The organism is Stutzerimonas marianensis (genome assembly GCF_022810315.1).
GTDB classification, from domain to species: Bacteria; Pseudomonadota; Gammaproteobacteria; order Pseudomonadales; family Pseudomonadaceae; genus Stutzerimonas; species Stutzerimonas marianensis.
Map to the genome: position 1 here is coordinate 165,098 of NZ_JALGRD010000002.1, position 17,228 is coordinate 182,325.

The 17,228-nt window shown below is 63.2% G+C and carries 20 protein-coding genes; 2 read left to right on the forward strand and 18 right to left on the reverse strand.

Annotated elements, in window-relative coordinates:
- Position 1 precedes the first annotated feature (1 nt).
- The 6 genes from MST27_RS03780 to ccmA all read right to left on the reverse strand — a co-directional run bounded on the left by MST27_RS03780 (position 2) and on the right by ccmA (position 4,820).
- The gene (locus tag MST27_RS03780) at positions 2-1,975 is read right to left on the reverse strand and encodes a heme lyase CcmF/NrfE family subunit (RefSeq protein ID WP_243604685.1); all 1,974 of its coding nucleotides are present in this window, start codon (positions 1,973-1,975) and stop codon (positions 2-4) included.
- On the reverse strand, positions 1,972-2,439 hold the full coding sequence (gene ccmE, locus MST27_RS03785; protein ID WP_243604686.1) for a cytochrome c maturation protein CcmE: 468 nt from the start codon (positions 2,437-2,439) through the stop codon (positions 1,972-1,974). Before ccmE ends, MST27_RS03780 begins: the two co-directional genes overlap by 4 nt.
- Positions 2,436-2,612 carry a heme exporter protein CcmD gene (gene ccmD, locus MST27_RS03790; protein ID WP_243604687.1) on the reverse strand — a complete coding sequence of 59 codons (177 nt, stop codon included), beginning with the start codon at positions 2,610-2,612 and terminating at the stop codon, positions 2,436-2,438. The genes ccmE and ccmD overlap by 4 nt, the downstream gene beginning before the upstream one ends.
- Complete coding sequence (locus MST27_RS03795; RefSeq protein WP_243605043.1) at positions 2,609-3,364, reverse strand: heme ABC transporter permease; 756 nt, start codon at positions 3,362-3,364, stop codon at positions 2,609-2,611. Before MST27_RS03795 ends, ccmD begins: the two co-directional genes overlap by 4 nt.
- Before the next feature lie 152 nt (positions 3,365-3,516).
- A complete protein-coding gene (gene ccmB, locus MST27_RS03800; RefSeq protein ID WP_243604688.1) occupies positions 3,517-4,188 on the reverse strand; it encodes a heme exporter protein CcmB in 672 nt (223 codons plus the stop codon).
- Positions 4,185-4,820, reverse strand: coding sequence for a cytochrome c biogenesis heme-transporting ATPase CcmA (gene ccmA / locus MST27_RS03805; protein ID WP_243604689.1), 636 nt, complete (start codon positions 4,818-4,820; stop codon positions 4,185-4,187). The genes ccmB and ccmA overlap by 4 nt, the downstream gene beginning before the upstream one ends.
- Before the next feature lie 133 nt (positions 4,821-4,953).
- Between ccmA and fliK the strand changes: the two genes are divergently transcribed.
- Together fliK and MST27_RS03815 are read left to right on the forward strand one after the other, a co-directional pair.
- Positions 4,954-6,474, forward strand: coding sequence for a flagellar hook-length control protein FliK (gene fliK, locus MST27_RS03810; RefSeq protein ID WP_243604690.1), 1,521 nt, complete (start codon positions 4,954-4,956; stop codon positions 6,472-6,474).
- A complete protein-coding gene (locus MST27_RS03815; protein ID WP_243604691.1) occupies positions 6,471-6,794 on the forward strand; it encodes an EscU/YscU/HrcU family type III secretion system export apparatus switch protein in 324 nt (107 codons plus the stop codon). Before fliK ends, MST27_RS03815 begins: the two co-directional genes overlap by 4 nt.
- Here MST27_RS03815 and MST27_RS03820 read toward each other — a convergent pair.
- The 12 genes from MST27_RS03820 to fliA form a co-directional block, all read right to left on the reverse strand.
- Positions 6,775-7,215, reverse strand: coding sequence for a rhodanese-like domain-containing protein (locus tag MST27_RS03820; RefSeq protein WP_243605044.1), 441 nt, complete (start codon positions 7,213-7,215; stop codon positions 6,775-6,777). The genes MST27_RS03815 and MST27_RS03820 overlap by 20 nt on opposite strands.
- A 125-nt stretch (positions 7,216-7,340) precedes the next feature.
- Positions 7,341-7,745: a DUF2802 domain-containing protein gene (locus MST27_RS03825; protein ID WP_243604692.1), complete on the reverse strand. Its 405-nt coding sequence runs from the start codon at positions 7,743-7,745 to the stop codon at positions 7,341-7,343.
- Between the two features lie 3 nt (positions 7,746-7,748).
- Positions 7,749-8,228 carry a chemotaxis protein CheW gene (locus tag MST27_RS03830; RefSeq protein ID WP_243604693.1) on the reverse strand — a complete coding sequence of 160 codons (480 nt, stop codon included), beginning with the start codon at positions 8,226-8,228 and terminating at the stop codon, positions 7,749-7,751.
- A gap of 82 nt (positions 8,229-8,310) precedes the next feature.
- Positions 8,311-9,207, reverse strand: coding sequence for a CheW domain-containing protein (locus MST27_RS03835; RefSeq protein WP_243604694.1), 897 nt, complete (start codon positions 9,205-9,207; stop codon positions 8,311-8,313).
- Between the two features lie 84 nt (positions 9,208-9,291).
- Positions 9,292-10,080, reverse strand: coding sequence for a ParA family protein (locus MST27_RS03840; protein ID WP_243604695.1), 789 nt, complete (start codon positions 10,078-10,080; stop codon positions 9,292-9,294).
- A 90-nt stretch (positions 10,081-10,170) separates the two neighbouring features.
- The gene (motD, locus tag MST27_RS03845) at positions 10,171-10,983 is read right to left on the reverse strand and encodes a flagellar motor protein MotD (protein WP_243604696.1); all 813 of its coding nucleotides are present in this window, start codon (positions 10,981-10,983) and stop codon (positions 10,171-10,173) included.
- A 114-nt stretch (positions 10,984-11,097) separates the two neighbouring features.
- Complete coding sequence (locus MST27_RS03850; protein ID WP_243604697.1) at positions 11,098-11,838, reverse strand: flagellar motor protein; 741 nt, start codon at positions 11,836-11,838, stop codon at positions 11,098-11,100.
- Complete coding sequence (locus MST27_RS03855) at positions 11,838-12,953, reverse strand: protein-glutamate methylesterase/protein-glutamine glutaminase (RefSeq protein ID WP_243604698.1); 1,116 nt, start codon at positions 12,951-12,953, stop codon at positions 11,838-11,840. The genes MST27_RS03850 and MST27_RS03855 overlap by 1 nt, the downstream gene beginning before the upstream one ends.
- A gap of 48 nt (positions 12,954-13,001) precedes the next feature.
- On the reverse strand, positions 13,002-15,173 hold the full coding sequence (locus tag MST27_RS03860; RefSeq protein ID WP_243604699.1) for a chemotaxis protein CheA: 2,172 nt from the start codon (positions 15,171-15,173) through the stop codon (positions 13,002-13,004).
- Between the two features lie 12 nt (positions 15,174-15,185).
- Positions 15,186-15,980, reverse strand: coding sequence for a protein phosphatase CheZ (locus tag MST27_RS03865; protein ID WP_243604700.1), 795 nt, complete (start codon positions 15,978-15,980; stop codon positions 15,186-15,188).
- A 20-nt stretch (positions 15,981-16,000) separates the two neighbouring features.
- Positions 16,001-16,375, reverse strand: coding sequence for a chemotaxis response regulator CheY (locus tag MST27_RS03870; RefSeq protein ID WP_243604701.1), 375 nt, complete (start codon positions 16,373-16,375; stop codon positions 16,001-16,003).
- A gap of 122 nt (positions 16,376-16,497) precedes the next feature.
- Positions 16,498-17,220 carry an RNA polymerase sigma factor FliA gene (gene fliA, locus MST27_RS03875; protein WP_243604702.1) on the reverse strand — a complete coding sequence of 241 codons (723 nt, stop codon included), beginning with the start codon at positions 17,218-17,220 and terminating at the stop codon, positions 16,498-16,500.
- Positions 17,221-17,228: the final 8 nt, after the last annotated feature.

Below are 17,228 nucleotides of genomic sequence, written 5' to 3' on the forward strand. Positions count from 1 at the left end.
CTCAAGCTCCTTGCTGGGCGAGGCCGAGTGCTTCGCGCACGCGCAGCTTGACCTTGACGCGGTAACGACGATCGCAAGCGGATAGCACGCCGCCAAGGCACGTCACCAGGCCGCCAAGCCAGATCCAGCGAACGAATGCCTTGATGTGCACGCGCACCGCCCAGGCACCGTCTTCCAGCGGCTCGCCCAGGGCGACGTAAAGATCACGGGTAAAGCCAGGATCGATCCCTGCCTCGGTCATTGGCATCTGCTGAACGGTATACAAGCGCTTTTCCGGATGCAGCGTGGCGACCTGCTCGCCGCCATCGAATACGCGAATGGTGGCGCGGTCGGAGGTGAAGTTGGGCCCCTCGAAGTGGCTGGCTCCCTCGAAGGTAAAGGTGTAGCCACCAAGCTCCAACGAATCACCGGGCGCCATCCGCAGATCGCGTTCATCGCTCTGCAGGCTGGTCAGCACAACGCCCATGGCGCAGATGACCAAACCAAGGTGCCCGAGCTGCATGCCCCAGTAACTGCGGGTCAGGCTACGGATACCTTTGAGCAATCCCTTGTGGCGCGTCTTGTCGAGAATGTCGCGGATCCCACTGATCACCACCCAAGCCCCGAGCAGGCAGACCGCAAGCACGGCCCAGTGGAAATCGCCGAACAGCAGCGCCCCCAGACCGCCCAGGACCACGCTGGTGATCAGTACGGGCGTCAGCATGCCGACCAGCCAACGAAACGGGGTGTCTTTCCAGCGAACCAGTACACCGACGCCGAGGGCGAGCATCAAGGCCCCCATCAGCGGCAGGAACATCGCGTTGAAATACGGCGGGCCGACCGACAGCTTCGCATCGGACAACGCATCGAGCAGCAGCGGATAGAGCGTACCCAGCAGGATCATGGCGGTTGCAACGACCAGCAGCAGGTTGTTGACCAGCAGGAGCGTCTCACGAGACCACAAGCCGAACCCGACCTGGCTCTTGACCACCGGGGCGCGCAGGGCGAAGAGCGTCAGCGATCCCCCCACCACCATCAGCAGGAAGATGAGAATGAACACGCCGCGCGCCGGGTCCGTTGCAAACGCGTGCACCGAAGTCAGCACACCGGAACGGACCAGGAAGGTCCCGAGCAGGCTGAGCGAGAAGGCGGCAATGGCCAGCAGCACCGTCCAGCTCTTGAACACGCCACGCTTCTCGGTGACCGCCAGCGAATGAATCAAGGCGGTCCCAACGAGCCAGGGCATGAAAGAGGCGTTCTCCACCGGATCCCAGAACCACCAGCCCCCCCAACCGAGTTCGTAGTACGCCCACCAGGAACCGAGTGCGATGCCGACACCCAGGAACGCCCAGGCAACCAGGGTCCAGGGCCGTGACCAACGCGCCCAGGCCGCATCGAGCCGACCGCCGAGCAGTGCGGCAATGGCGAAGGCGAACGCGACCGAGAAGCCAACGTAGCCCATGTAGAGCATGGGTGGATGGACGACCAGACCGAAATCCTGCAGCAGCGGGTTGAGATCGCGACCGTCCGCTGGCGCCTGCGGCAACAGGCGCTCGAAGGGGTTGGAGGTAATGATGAGAAAGAGCAGAAAGCCGATGCTGATCAAGCCCATCACGCCCAGCACGCGGGCGAGCATGTCTTGCGGCAACTGGCGCGAGAAGATCGACACGGCGAACGTCCAGCCGGCCAGGATCAGCGCCCACAACAGCAACGACCCCTCGTGTGCGCCCCAGACGGCGCTGAACTTGTAGTACCAGGGCAGCGCGCTATTGGAGTTCTGCGCGACGTAAGCCACCGAGAAATCATCCACCATGAACGCGTAAGTCAGGCAAATGAAGGAGAACGCGAGAAAGGCGAATTGCCCCCAGGCCGCCGGCTGCGCGAGCCCCATCCACTGGCGGTCGCCGCGCCACGCGCCGATCATGGGTAAGGTGCCCTGCACCACCGCCAGGCACAGCGCGAGGATCATTGCCAGATGGCCGAGTTCAGGGATCATTTCGCGTACTCCTGCTTGCCGCCTTCGTAGTGCTTCATCATCCCGCTCTTCTCGAGCGCCTGACTGACTTCCGGTGGCATGTAGTTTTCGTCGTGCTTGGCGAGCACCTCGTCGGCAACCAGCACGCCCTCACCGTTCACCCGGCCAAGGGCGACGATGCCCTGCCCTTCGCGAAACAGGTCGGGGAGGATCCCCTGATAGCGGACGGTTACCGTCGCATTGTTGTCCGTAACGCGAAAGGCCACGGTCAGCGAGTCGTTGGTGCGCTTCACCGAACCGGCCTCGACCAGCCCCCCCGCCCGGATACGCGTGCCCTCCGGTGCTTCACCCGCGGCAATCTGCGTCGGTGTGTAAAAGAGATTGATGTTTTCCTGCAGGGCAGTGAGTGCCAGCGCGACGGCGATGCCGACGCCAGCCAGGATGCCCAGCACGATGAACAGACGCTTCTTGCGCACAGGATTCACTTCATATCCTCCCGGCGCATACGACGCGCCTCGTCTTGCAGATAACGCCGGCGCGCCAGTAACGGCATCGCGACGTTGAAAATCAGAACGGCCAGACTGATGCCATAGGACGACCAGACGTAGAGTCCGTGGTTACCCATGGCGATGAATTCGGAAAACGACGAGAAATTCATGATGCCTTGCTCACCAATGCCCTCACCTCGGCCTTGACCCAGCTGCTGCGCGCTTCGCGGCGCAGCACTTCCAGGCGCATCCGCATCAGCAGAACCAGGGTGAAGAAGCAGTAGAACCCGAGCACCATGACCAGCAGCGGCAACCACATCTCGGCAGGCATCGCGGGTTTTTCGGTCACGGTGAAGGTCGCGGGTTGATGCAGCGTGTTCCACCACTCCACCGAGTACTTGATGATTGGGATGTTCACCACCCCGACGATGGCCAGCACTGCGCACGCCTTGGCGGCGCTGTCACGATTGCCGATCGCCTGCCCCAACGCAATGATGCCGAAGTACAGGAACAGAAGGATGAGCATCGAGGTAAGCCGGGCGTCCCATACCCACCAAGCACCCCAGGTAGGCTTGCCCCATACCGCCCCGGTAAGCAGCGCCAAGAAGGTCATCCAGGCGCCGATCGGTGCCGCCTGCTGCAGGGCGACGTCAGCGAGCTTCATCTTCCAGACAAGGCCCACCACCCCGGCCACGGCCAGCATCACGTAGATCGACTGCGCCAGGAAGGCGGCGGGCACGTGGATATAGATGATGCGAAAACTGTTGCCCTGCTGGTAATCCTGCGGCGCGAAAGCCAGACCCCAGACCACGCCGACGCCGATCAACAGGAGCGACGCCCAACCGAGCCAGGGCATCCAGCGGCTGCTGATCTCGTAAAACCATTTGGGCGAACCCAGTTTGTGGAACCATGTCCAGTTCATAGAACCTGCCTCGAACCCACCAAGCGTGCCAATTGTGCCCCGGAACCCTGTGGCGTCCGGTTGTTGCGGATCAGTAAAACCGATGTTACCGCCGCGGTGCCTGTCAACCTTCGTGCTGACATCACCGGCACCCATGATCGGTTACCCATCCATCATTCGCCGACGCTGATCTTCAGGCCGGCCGCTATCGCGAAAGGTGTCAACGTAACCGCCAGCGCCGTCAGGCTGGACATCCAAAGCAGATGACCGGTAGCAGGCAGCCCCTGCAACGCGGCCTGCAGTGCTCCGCTGCCGAGGATGAGGACCGGGATATAGAGCGGAAGGATCAGCAGAGCGAGCAACAGGCCACCGCGCTTCAATCCCACCGTCAGCGCCGCGCCCACCGCACCCAGCAAACTCAGCACCGGCGTGCCCAGCAGCAGCGACACCAGCAGAACCGGCAACGCCGCGAGGGGCATGCCCAGCATCAACGCGAGCAAGGGCGCCAGCAAAACCAGCGCCAGCCCGGAAAAGGCCCAGTGTGCCAGCACTTTGGCGAGAACCAACAGCGCCAAGGGGTGCGGCGAAACGACCCACTGTTCCAGGGAACCGTCTTCGAAATCACTGCGAAACAGCCCGTCTAACGAGAGCAGCACGGCCAACAGCGCAGCGACCCAGATCAGCCCTGGCGAAATGGTTTGAAGCAATTGGGTTTCCGGACCGACGGCCAACGGAAAGAGAGCGATCACGATCGCGAAGAAGACCAGCGGGTTCGCCAGCTCAGCCGGCCGGCGAAAAAGCAGACGGGTCTCGCGAGCCAGCAGCAGCGTGAATACATTGCTCATGCGGCACGCTGCCCCAGGTCCAGCTCGCGATACCCGGCCGGCCTGTCGCCCAGGGTGTGGTGAGTGGTCATCACCACCATGCCGCCCCGCTCGCAGTGCTCGGCCAGGTGCCGCTCGAGCTGCGCCACACCCTGTTTGTCGAGCGCCGTGAAGGGCTCGTCGAGAATCCACATCGGGGGTGGCGAAAGATGCAGACGGGCCAAACCGACCCGCCGCTGCTGGCCGGCCGAAAGCGTATGACAGGGAACGTCCTCGAATCCGCGCAACCCGACCTCGGCCAAGGCTTGCCAGATGGCCTCGCGCGTCGCAGGCTGGTGCAGGGCGCAAAGCCAGGTGAGATTCTCTTCGGCCGTGAGCAAGCCCTTGATGCCCGCCGAATGGCCGATCCAGAGGAGGTTGCGGGCCAGCTCGCCTCGTTGGCTCTCCAGGCTGCGCCCGTTCAGCCGGACTTCTCCGGCGGTCGGCTGCATCAGCCCGCTGAGCAATCGCAGCAGGCTGGTCTTGCCGCTGCCGTTGGGGCCGGCGACCTGCAGCATTTCACCACCGGTGATGCGCAGGTCTAGGTGCTCGAAAAGCAGCCGCCAATCCCGCTCGCATGAAAGCGCTACAGCTTCGAGAAAGGGACTGGACACGCTTGGCACCTCAAGATGGAAGGGGCATGGCCGCTACACTCATGGGCAGCCCCGGGGCGGCCGGAATTATACATGCCGAACCTCGGCACCAAAGGCCATGACGCTGAAAGGTTGTAAGAGCATTTGAGTAAAGATGACCGAGATCAAGCCTAGCCAGCCTATTGCCAGCCCGGCCGCGGCTCGCGCGATACCGACGGCCTCGGATATGGCCCTGAAGCTGTTGCAACCGCTTCAGGGATTGCTCGCGGCCGGCGAAAGTGCCGAGGCCGAAGTCATCGCCGTCAAGGAGGCCTTGCAGAATTTTCAGGTGACCCTGCGGCTGACGCTCGGCAATGGTCGCCAGGCCACGCTCGAGACGACCAGCCCGCGAGCCACCATGCCAGGCGCGGTGATGGTCGTTACCGCCCTGTCCGAAACGCGTCTGATGGCCGCGCTACTGCCGGCGAGCCGGCAACCGCAAAGCAGCATCGACCTCTCGCAGCTTCCGGTCGGCACCTTGGTCCAGGGCAAGGTCACGGCCAGCCAGCAGAGCCTGCAGGGCGGCCAACCGGTATTTCGCGTCGTGATCAGCCTGCTGAACTCGCCCATGGCCGGACAAACGCTGAGCCTTGAGTCGTCCCGACCCATAGCCTTGGGCAGCCTGTTGACGGCTCGGGTACAGGGTGACCAGTCGCTGGCCTTCGTTCCCTTGAGCGGGCGCCTTGACCAATGGGCAATCGGCCAGCAATTGACGGCTCAGAGTAGCCGCCAGGGTTCGCTGGACGCCTTGTTCAAGGCACTTGCCTCCCCTGCCGAGCTGCCTGCATCGGTACGCGGCGCCGCCGAGCGGCTGCTTGGCCTGGTTCCCCAGATGCAACAGCTCGGCGATCCCAAGGTGCTGGCCCAGGCACTGGCCAGAAGCGGCGTGTTCATGGAGTCTTCGGTGGCCGGCGGCGAAGCAGATCCGCTGCCAACGGACATGAAGGCTGCGTTGCTGCGCCTGATTTCACAATTGCCCGGCTTGCCCGGTGGCGCCCTGGGTGCCGCACAGGCCAGCGCTACGCTGGGACAGGCGTTGCCGGCTTTCGCCCGCAACGCGCTCGGCGCACTGGCACAGCCGAGCGCCCGGCAGTTGGCTCAGAGCTTCCCTCTCCCCAGTCGCTTGCCACCCGGCATCGACGACGAGAATGACCTGGAGGCATTGCTGAAACTTGCCGCCGCCGCGGTTTCACGCCTGCAGACCCATCAGCTGTCGAGCCTGGCGCAGACGCAGACCACCCCCGACGGCACCCAGGTCACCACCTGGCAGGTGGAGATTCCGATGCGCGACCAGTCGAGCATCGTGCCGCTGCAGGTCAAGATGCAGCGCGAGGACGAACCGGCACAGGCCCAAAAGGAAAAGCCCGACACCCTGTGGAAAGTCGAACTGGCCTTCGACGTGCCGCCGCTTGGCCCGCTTCAGATCCAGGCGCAGCTTCTGCGCGGCAGCCTCTCGAGCCAGATATGGGCCGAGCGCAGCAACACTGCCGAACTGATTCGCGCTGAACTGGACCACCTGCGTCAACGGCTCGTGGCGGCCGGCCTGAATGTCGGTGAGCTCGCCTGCGCCAAGGGGACGCCGCCGCAAGGGCCTCGCACCTCGCTCGATCAACGCTTCGTGGACGAAACCGCATGACCGCAGACTCACCCCGCCAGGCCATTGCCTTGACCTACGACGGCGTTGATGCCCCGGCTCTCTCGGCCAAGGGCGACGACGAACTGGCCGAAGCCATACTCGCCATCGCTCGCGAGCACGAAGTGCCGATCTACGAAAATGCCGAGCTGGTCAAACTGCTGGCGCGGCTGGAGCTGGGCGACGCGATCCCTGAGGCGTTGTACCGGACCATTGCCGAGATCATTGCCTTTGCCTGGTACCTGAAGGGCAAATGCCCGCCCGGCTTCACGACGACCCCGTCCGCCACGGACCTGCCCCGGCTCAATGCGCCTGGGCGTTGAGCGTGGTGATCTGCCCGAAATTGTCTTTCTCCTGCGGAAAATCATGCAGCATCCAGGCGAAATACCCTTGCCTGAAATAGAAGACATGTTCGTAGCCCCACTCGACCGCCATACGCACCGCTTCGGCGCTGGCCGGGCAGACCTCACTGTCGCAATAGACCACCAGCGGCATGTTGCGCGGCCAGGAAGGGCTCGCCAAGCCCAGAAAGTCATGCGCAAGGTTCAGGTGAACCGCGCCCTCGACGTGGCCCCAGGCCCACTGCTGCCCGTCCCGAACGTCGATGAACACCGCGCCCAGTTCGTGCAGCCGCTTGGCCTGGTAAACATTCACGGTCATGGCGCCGTCGATCTCGGCAGGCGCTTCGTTGGCCTGAAGCACGGTCGAACTTCCCACCAGCAGGCAAAGCAAAAGAATGCGCAGCATCACATCCTCCTCGGCAACGCCGGGCAGCCGGCCGGCGCCAAGAAAGCGCGGCCCTGTTCAGGTTGGAGGAAGGATGAAGCTCATCGTTCCGCGCTCGCTGCGCGGCGCGATCATCGGAATCACTAGCCGGGGTTGCGGCGCATCTGGTGCAGCTTGCTGACCAGCTCAGCCTCGGATTGCGAAAGCCCGCAGGACTGGGTGAGATCTTCCACGCTCGCGCCCATGCCTACCAGTTTGGCGGCCTGGGAATAGGTGAAGGTATCGATGTCTCGCTGCTCGAGCTGCGTGATGCGCTCGGGCAGTGGCGCCAGGCTCCGCGACAGCTCACGCAGTTCCTGGCCCATGCGCACGCCACTCTCGAGGTAGGTATCGAGACGTGCGCCCAACTCCTTGAGACGCCGGTCGCGTGCCTCGTCCCGGCGTGCCTGCTCCAGCTGGTACTGCCGCTGACGACGCAACAGCCAGAGACAGAAGCCCAGCAATCCCAGGCAACACAGGGCCAGCGCGACCAGCGAAGCGATCAGCATGGATCAGATGCTCTCAAGTTCCGCCCATTCTTCTTCGGTCATCATCTTGTCGAGTTCGACCAGAATCAGCAGCTCGTTGTTCTTGTTGCACACGCCCTGGATGAACTTCGCCGACTCGTCGTTACCGACGTTGGGTGCTGTCTCGATCTCGGACTGACGCAGGTAGACCACCTCGGCCACGCTGTCGACCATGATGCCGATCACCTGGCGATCCGCCTCGATGATCACGATCCGGGTGTTATCGGAGACCGGCGCCGTGTCGAGGCCGAAACGCTGGCGGGTATCGATCACCGTCACCACGTTGCCGCGCAGGTTAATGATGCCCAGCACGTAGCTGGGCGCACCCGGCACCGGCGCGATCTCGGTGTAACGCAGCACTTCCTGGACCTGCATCACATTGATGCCGTAGGTCTCGTTGTCCAGACGAAAGGTTACCCATTGCAGGACTGGATCATCGGAACCCTGCGCGGAAGTCATTTTCATAGCCCACCCTCTTCAAATACCGCTGCGGCGGTTGATTCTATCGGTAACGGGGATCGCTCGCGCGAGCCCACTGGTTGTTCGTTCAGGACGGTATGCCCTTGAGGTGACGCGTCGCCCCGCTGGCGATGAGTTCGGCCAGCGCGGCCACGTCGACCAGCGCGCACATATGGTCGATTACCGTTCCGGCAAGCCATGGACGCTGCGTACGTTGCGAGCGCCATTTGACTTCCTTCGGATCGAGGCGGATCGACCGGCTCACGTGGTGCACCGCCAGCCCCCACTCATAGCCCTGCACGGAAATGACGTACTGCAGGCCTTCGCGGCAATCGTCACGGTATCGGTCGGCCATCACCCAGCGTGCGGTGTCCAGCACCTTGAGATTCCCGGCCTGGCTGGGCAGGATGCCGAGAAACCAGCTTGGCTGGCCGAACAGAGGAGTCAGGTCCTGGCCGGCCAATGGATAGATCGAGCCGAGACTGACCAGGGGAACCGCCAGTGTCAGGCCTGCAACGTCGAACAACAGGCACTCGAACGGTTCCTCGCCCCACTCCGGCTGGCCCGAGTCGGCTTGCGTCGGACCGCCAGGCCCTTGGCGCATCGCATCCAATTGCGCGATCGGCTCGACCAATCCGACCGGCACCTGCGGCGGCACCTCCGGCTCAAGCTCGAGCAGCGCGGCCGGCTCGAGCCTCTCCGGCTCGGGCATGGCAACAGGCACGACTACCGGTGCCGGCCGAACCGCCTCCGCCGTCGTGACGACGGCTGCTGGCCGAACGGGCTCGAGCGGCGCCGCGGCAGGCGCGACCTCACGCAGCGGGACGACGCGTTGAGTGTCGCGACGCTGTTCTTCGAGCACAGCAGCCTGGAACTCGTCCTGGCTGACCGACTCGGCCAGTTCCATGGCGTCCTGCAGCAAGGCGTCGAGGTACGACTGCAAGGTCTGCTGCGATCGGCTTTCTTTAAGAAGGGTACGGCTCATGAAACCAACTCGTGAGTACCAACTGGATAGGCTATCGGCTGCATCGGCCATGAACTTGAGGCGCGATCAGCCCCGTACGTCGACTCAGGCGACCTGGGTCGTTTCCTGCGCGGCGAGCAATGCCTTGAGCAGAGCCCGATACGCGATTACCGCACGGCTGTTCGGATCGTACTGCGACGGTACCAGCCCCGCCAGGCTCGCATCGCGCAGCCGGGTATCGATCGGGATGAAGGCCTGCCACAGATGGTCCTGATAGCCGTTGCGCAACAGCTTGAGCGTATTCATCGAGGCCTGGGTCCGGCGGTCGAACATGGTCGGCACGATGGTGTACGGCAACGCCTGACGGCGAGAACGATTGATCATCTTCAGGGTACTGACCATTCGCTCCAGTCCCTTCAGCGCCAGGAACTCGGTCTGCACCGGAATGACCAGCCGCTGGCTGGCCGCCAGCGCATTGACCATCAACACGCCCAGCAGCGGCGGGCTGTCGATGATGGCGTAATCGAAATCCTGCCACAGCTGCGAAAGGCTCTTGGCAATAACCAGCCCGAGCCCGTTCTGGCCCGGCGACTGGCGCTCCAGCGTCGCCAGCACGGTACTCGACGGCAGTAGCGATATCCGCTCATGGCTCGTCGGCACCAGCAGCTCCCGGGGCAGACCCTCGGGTACGGTGCCCTGATGCTGGAACAGGTCGAACACGCTGCGCTCGATGTTGTCCGGGTCCTGGCCGAAATAGCTGGTCATCGACCCGTGTGGGTCAAGATCGAGCACCACGACGCGCTTGCCGGAATCGGCCAGCAAGCCAGCGAGCGACACCGACGTCGTGGTCTTGCCCACCCCACCTTTCTGATTGGCTACAGCCCAGACTCTCATACGCGTTTTTCCATCCGGATAGCACCAGACCGGCCTCTGCCCCGCCGGCCGTGTCGGCGACGGGGAATTGACGAAACTGCCTCGCGGCACCTACTGATCGGTAGCGGCTGCACGTTGTATGCCAGGCCGAGCCTCGCTGGTGCGCCCCACATCCGACACGCTCCGGCGGACGTCCAGGTTGCGCGAGATCACCAGGATCACCCGCCGGTTGCGTGCCCGCCCCTCGGCCGTGGCGTTGTCCGCCACGGGTTGAAATTCACCATAGCCCACGGCGGCCATTCGGGACGGATTCACACCGCCGGCAGCCAACATCCTCACCACGCTGCCCGCCCGTGCCGCCGAGAGCTCCCAATTGGTCGGGTAGGCCGCCGTGCTGATCGGCAGGTTGTCGGTGAAGCCTTCCACGCGAACCGGGTTGTCGAAGGGTGCCAGAATGTTGGCAACCTTCTCGAGCATGCCGAACGCCTGGTCATTGGGCAGCGCGTCGCCACTGGGGAACAACAGGCTGGAATTCAGTTCGATCTCGACCCAGAGTTCATTGCCGCGGACGGTCAGCTGATTGGTTTCGATCAGGTCGGCGAAGGCGCTGCGCATGCTGCGCACGATGCTGTCGAGCGGATCCACGGGATTGGCTGTGGCCGCGTCCGATTCAACGACCGAGGGCGTGTCGTGCTGACTGGAGCGAGGCCGCTCCTCGCCGACCGGGATCGGCATGATGGAACGGTCAGGCTGGTTGAACACGCCGACCAGCGAATCCGAAAGGATCTTGTATTTGCCTTCGTTGAGCGAGGAAATCGAGTACATCACCACGAAAAACGCGAACAGCAAGGTGATGAAGTCAGCATAGGAGACCAGCCAGCGCTCGTGGTTTTCGGGTTCCTCATGCGTTCTGCGGCGTGCCATGTTCAGTGGCTCCCGCAGCGGCATGCGCCGAGCTTTCGCGAGCGTGGCGTCGCGATCTGATCAAGGGTCTGGATGCGCTGCATACTGGGGTCCCCGCGGATGGCGTCGACTCGGTCAATCCATGAAGCCTTGCAGCTTCATCTCGATCGAGCGTGGGTTTTCGCCTTCGGCGATCGACAGCACGCCTTCTAGCAGCATTTCGCGGTACGCCGTCTGCTTCTGCACGACGCTCTTGAGCTTGTTACCGATCGGCAGCACCAGCAGGTTGGCGAAGGCCACACCGTAGATGGTCGCGACGAAGGCCACGGCGATCCCGCTGCCAAGCTGGCTGGGGTCGGCGAGATTACCCATCACATGGATCAGGCCCATCACCGCACCGATGATGCCGACGGTCGGTGAGTAGCCGCCCATGCTCTCGAACACCTTCGCCGCGCGCAGATCGCGGGTTTCCTGTGTATAGAGATCGACTTCGAGGATGCTGCGAATCACTTCCGGCTCGGCCCCATCGACCAGCAGTTGCAGCCCTTTGCGTGCGTAGGGATCGGGTTCGATTTCCGCTACGGGCTCCAGACCCAGCAGGCCTTCCTTGCGTGCGATACCGCTCCAGCCAGTGACGAGCGCAATGCCACCGAGCATGTCGATGCGGGGCGGAAAGAAAATCCAGCGAACGATCGACATCGCCCGCATGAAAACGGACATCGGTGTCTGCAGCAGCACGGCGCCGAGCGTCCCGCCCAGCACGATCAATGCAGCAGGCCCGTTGAGCAGGGCGGAAGCATGGCCGCCCTCGAGAAAGTTACCCCCGACGATGGCGACGAATGCCAGAACCAGCCCGATGAGGCTGAGTACATCCATCAGATACAGGCCTCGCTCAGGTGCCGGCCGATCTCGTCGAGGCCATAGACCGCATCGCTGAGGTTCGCCTTGGCGACGGCCATGGGCATGCCATAGATCACGCAGCTCGCCTCATCCTGGGTCCAGACCTGACTGCCACTCTGCTTGAGCATGCGCGCGCCCTCGCGCCCGTCGGCGCCCATGCCGGTCAGGACCACGGCCAGAACCTTGTCCTGATACGCCTTGGCCGCAGAGCCGAAGGTCACGTCGACACAGGGGCGATAGTTGAGCCGCTCATCCCCCGGCAGGATACGAACCGCGCCGCGGCCGTCGACCATCATCTGCTTGCCACCCGGCGCCAGCAACGCGAGCCCCGGCCGCAACAGGTCGCCATCCTCGGCTTCCTTCACCTGGATCTTGCAGAGTTTGTCCAGGCGCTCGGCGAAGGCCTTGGTGAAAGCCGCCGGCATGTGCTGAATGAGCACGATGGGCGCCGGAAAGCTGGCCGGGAGTTGGGTCAGAACGCGTTGCAGCGCCACAGGTCCGCCTGTGGAAGTGCCAATGGCCACGAGCCGATAGGCCTTGCGGCGCGGTGCCGGCGAACTGGAAGCCGGTGCCGGCTGCGCATGTCCGGTTGCCGCTGGGGACGCCGTGGTGTGGCGCGTCGAAACCGGCGCGGTGCGGCTGGACAGCGAGGGCGACGTGCTAGACGTGCCGAGATGGCTGCTGTAGCGGCGGTTGCTGCGCGCGATGGTGTGGATCTTCTCGCACAGCAACTGCTTGACCTTGGCCGGGTGGCGAGAGATGTCCTCGAAGTTCTTAGGCAGGAAATCCACCGCGCCGGCATCAAGCGCATCGAGGGTCACCCGTGCGCCTTCGTGCGTAAGCGAGGAGAACATCAGGACCGGCGTTGGGCAGCGCTGCATGATCTGCCGTACCGCTGTGATGCCGTCCATCATCGGCATCTCATAGTCCATGGTGATGACGTCAGGCTTGAGCGCCTGCGCCTGGTCGATCGCCTCGCGGCCGTTGGTCGCGGTACCAACCACCTGGATGTTCGGGTCTGCCGAGAGAATTTCCGAGACCCGGCGCCGGAAGAAGCCGGAGTCGTCGACGACCAGAACCTTGACTGCCATAAAACACTCCTAGCGACAGCGGCCCCGCAGGAGCCGCCGCCCAGATGATCAGACCCGGCGCGCGTAGCGCTTGAGCATGCTGGGAACGTCGAGGATCAGCGCGATCCGGCCGTCGCCCGTGATGGTCGCGCCGGACATGCCAGGCGTGCCCTGCAGCATCTTGCCCAGCGGTTTGATCACGACTTCCTCCTGGCCGACCAACTGGTCGACGACGAAGCCGATGCTCTGGTTGCCGACGCTGAGGATCACCACGTGCCCCTCGCGCTGCTCCTCGTGCTCGGCGCCCTGAACCAGCCAGCGCTTGAGGTAGAACAGCGGCAGGGCCTTGTCACGCACGATGACGACTTCCTGCCCGTCGACCACATTGGTGCGCGACAGGTCGAGGTGGAAGATTTCGTTGACGCTGACCAGCGGGAAGGCGAACGCCTGGTTGCCCAGCATCACCATCAGGGTCGGCATGATCGCCAGAGTCAGCGGGACCTTGATCACGACGCGCGAGCCCAGCCCCTTGGTGGAGAACACGTTGACCGTGCCGTTGAGCTGGGAGATCTTGGTCTTGACCACGTCCATCCCAACACCGCGCCCCGACACGTCGGAGATCTCCGACTTGGTCGAGAATCCCGGAGCGAAGATCAGGTTGTAGCACTCCAGATCGCTCAGGCGATCGGCGGCATCCTTGTCCAGCATGCCCTTCTCCACCGCCTTGGCACGCAGGATGTTGGCATCCATGCCCTTGCCGTCGTCGGTAATCTGCAGAAGGATGTGGTCGCCCTCCTGCTCGGCGGACAGCACCACACGTCCGGTGCGCGGCTTGCCGGCGGCTTCCCGCTCTTCGGGCGTCTCGACGCCGTGGTCGACGGCGTTGCGCACCAAGTGCACCAGCGGATCGGCCAGTGCCTCGACGAGGTTCTTGTCCAGGTCGGTCTCTTCGCCGACGAGCTCCAGGTTGATTTCTTTCTTCAGGCTGCGCGCCAGATCGCGAACCAGGCGCGGGAAACGGCCGAACACCTTCTTGATCGGTTGCATGCGCGTCTTCATCACCGCGCTCTGCAGGTCGGCCGTGACCACATCCAGATTGGACACGGCCTTGGACATGGCTTCATCGCCGCTGTTGGAACCCAGGCGGACCAGGCGGTTACGGACCAGTACCAGCTCGCCCACCATGTTCATGATTTCGTCGAGCCGCGCCGTGTCCACGCGCACGGTGGTTTCCGCCTCGCTGACCGGCTTCTCCGGCGCCGGCGCTGCCGCAGGTTTGCTGGGCGCGGCAGACGCGGCCGGCTTGGCTGGAGCGGCCTTTTCAACCGGTTTGTCCGACGCGGCGGCCGCTGGCTTGACCGCGGCCTTCGCGGTCGGAGCGGTGGCGACTACTTCAGGTTCGAACTTGCCCTTGCCGTGGAGCTGGTCGAGCAATGCCTCGAATTCGTCGTCGGAGATGTTGTCCCCGGCCGGCGCTGCAGCTTCGGGTTCGACCGGGGTAGCCGACGCCTGGGGCGCCTCGGCGAACTGACCCTTGCCATGCAACTGGTCCAGCAGCGCTTCGAACTCCTCGTCGGTGATTTCATCGCTGGCCGGCTGGGCGGACGTAGACACTGCCTCGGCGGACGGTTCGGTGCCGGTCGCGGTCGCAAACTGGCCTTTGCCGTGCAACTGATCCAAAAGCGATTCGAATTCTTCGTCGGTGATCTCATCACCGCTAGCCGCGGCCGGGGCCTCCGCTGCCTCGTCGAGTGCGCCGAGGAACTGCTCGAACTCGCTGTCCGCGTTCACAGGCTCGGGGGCGGGCTCGGCCGCCACGGCAACCGGTTCGGCAGCGGCCGGCGCAGCAGAAGCCGGCTCGGCCAGGCGCGACAGTGCCGCCAGCAGCTCCGGCGTGGCAGGCGTAATCGCGGTACGTTCACGCACCTGACTGAACATTTCGTTGACGGAGTCCAGTGCCTGCAGCACGACGTCCATCAATTCCGAGTCGACGCGACGCTCACCCTTGCGCAGGATGTCGAAGACGTTTTCGGCGATGTGGCAGCACTCGACCAGTTCATGCAACTGGAGGAAACCCGCACCACCCTTTACCGTATGGAACCCGCGAAAAATCGCATTGAGCAAGGCTGCGTCATCGGGGCTGCTCTCCAGCTCCACCAGTTGCTCTGACAATAGTTCGAGAATCTCGCCGGCCTCTACCAGGAAATCCTGGAGGATTTCTTCATCGGCGTCGAAGCTCATATTTCACATCCCCTAAAAGCCCAGGCTCGAAAGCAGATCGTCGACATCGTCCTGCCCGGATACGACATCCTCACGTATATCGGCATGCATCTGCGGACCTTCACCGTGGGAAGGGCCTTTTTCTAGTTTTTTTCGTTCCTGCTCTGCGCGCAGCTCTTCGCGGTCGTGCTGGATACCCGCGACGCGATCGACCTGGCCGGCCATCAGCACGAGATTGAGCAGGTTGCTTTCGAGTTCGGTGATCAGTCGCGTGACTCGCTTGATCACCTGACCGGTCAGGTCCTGGAAATCCTGAGCAAGCATGATCTCGCTGAGGTTCTCCGACAGCTGGGTCCCGTCGTTCATGGTCCGCTGCAGGAACTGATCGAGCCGCTTGACCAGGTCACGAAACTGCTCGGCATTCATGTCGCGGCGCATGAAGCGCTGCCAATCGGCGGTCAGGCTCTGTGCCTCGTAGCTGACGTAGTTGACCAACGGCGCGGATTCCTCGACGAGGTCCATGGTCCGGTTGGCCGCCTTCTCCGTCATTTCCACGACATAAGACAGCCGGTCGGTTGCATCGGTGATCGGGGACGGGTCGCCCCCCGTCGCACAGGTGTCCATCTCCAGTTTGACGATGGCGTTGTGCAGTTCCCGGGTGAGCTTGCCGACTTCCTGATACAGCCCCTGGTTCCGAGCCTGGTTGAGCTCGTTGAACATCTGGGCCGCTTCTTCGAATCGGCCCTGCTGGAGGCTTTCGATCAATTGGGGTGCGTGAGCCTTGAGCGTCGCTTCGAACTCCGCCAGGCTTTGGTCTGCTTGCGTCATAGTGCCCTCGCGGCGTTACTTCAGCCGTTGACGCGCTCGAAGATCTTCTCGATTTTCTCTTTGAGTACCTGAGCCGTGAACGGCTTGACCACGTACCCGTTAACACCGGCCTGCGCGGCCTCGATGATCTGGTCACGCTTGGCCTCGGCCGTCACCATCAGCACCGGCAGGTGCTTGAGGCGGTCGTCCGCACGCACCGCGCGCAGCAGGTCGATGCCGCTCATGCCGGGCATGTTCCAGTCAGTGACGAGGAAATCGAAACTGCCGCTCTTGAGCATAGGCAGTGCAGTGGTGCCATCATCCGCCTCGGCGGTGTTGGTGAAGCCCAGATCGCGCAAGAGGTTCTTGATGATCCGTCTCATCGTCGAAAAGTCGTCGACGATGAGGATTTTCATGTTCTTGTCCAAGTACACCTCCGTAAATCCCGAAATCCCAGAACCTGCTCAGGGTCTGTTGCGGGCTTCGTTCATGAAGCTCGCCCAGAGCAGTTTCTATTCGCGTTTTCTTGAGAACCGACCTATCGAGCGCGCCATTCGCCGAGACGGGCCCGCAGGCGCGCCGCACACTGGCTGTGCAGCTGACTGACCCGTGACTCGCTGACGCCCAGAACCTGGCCGATTTCCTTCAAATTCAACTCTTCGTCGTAATACAGCGACAGCACCAGCTTTTCACGTTCGGGCAGATTGGCGATCGCATCGGCCAGGGCCTGCTGGAAACGCTCGTCCTCGAGATCACGAGACGGTTCCGGATGTGCACTGGCGGCATCTTCACCGAACTCCCCGTGCTCGCCTTCGGTCAGCAGATCATCGAAGCTGAACAGGCGGCTGCCCAGGGTGTCGCCCAGAATGCCGTAGTACTCATCGAGACTCAATTTAAGTTCGGCCGCAACCTCATGATCTTTAGCGTCGCGTCCGGTTCTGGCCTCGATTGCGCGTATCGCTTCGCTCACCATCCTCGAATTGCGGTGCACCGAACGCGGCGCCCAGTCGCCCTTGCGGACCTCGTCGAGCATGGCGCCACGAATGCGAATGCCCGCGTAGGTCTCGAAACTCGCCCCCTTGCCGGAGTCGTACTTCTTCGACGCCTCGAGCAGGCCGATCATGCCGGCCTGCATCAGATCGTCGACCTGCACGCTGGCCGGCAGCCGCGCCAGCAGGTGATAAGCGATGCGCTTGACCAGCGGGGCGTACTGCTCGATGAGCTGGTACTGGGAGTCTTTAGCCACTTTGGTGTTGTACATAACCGATT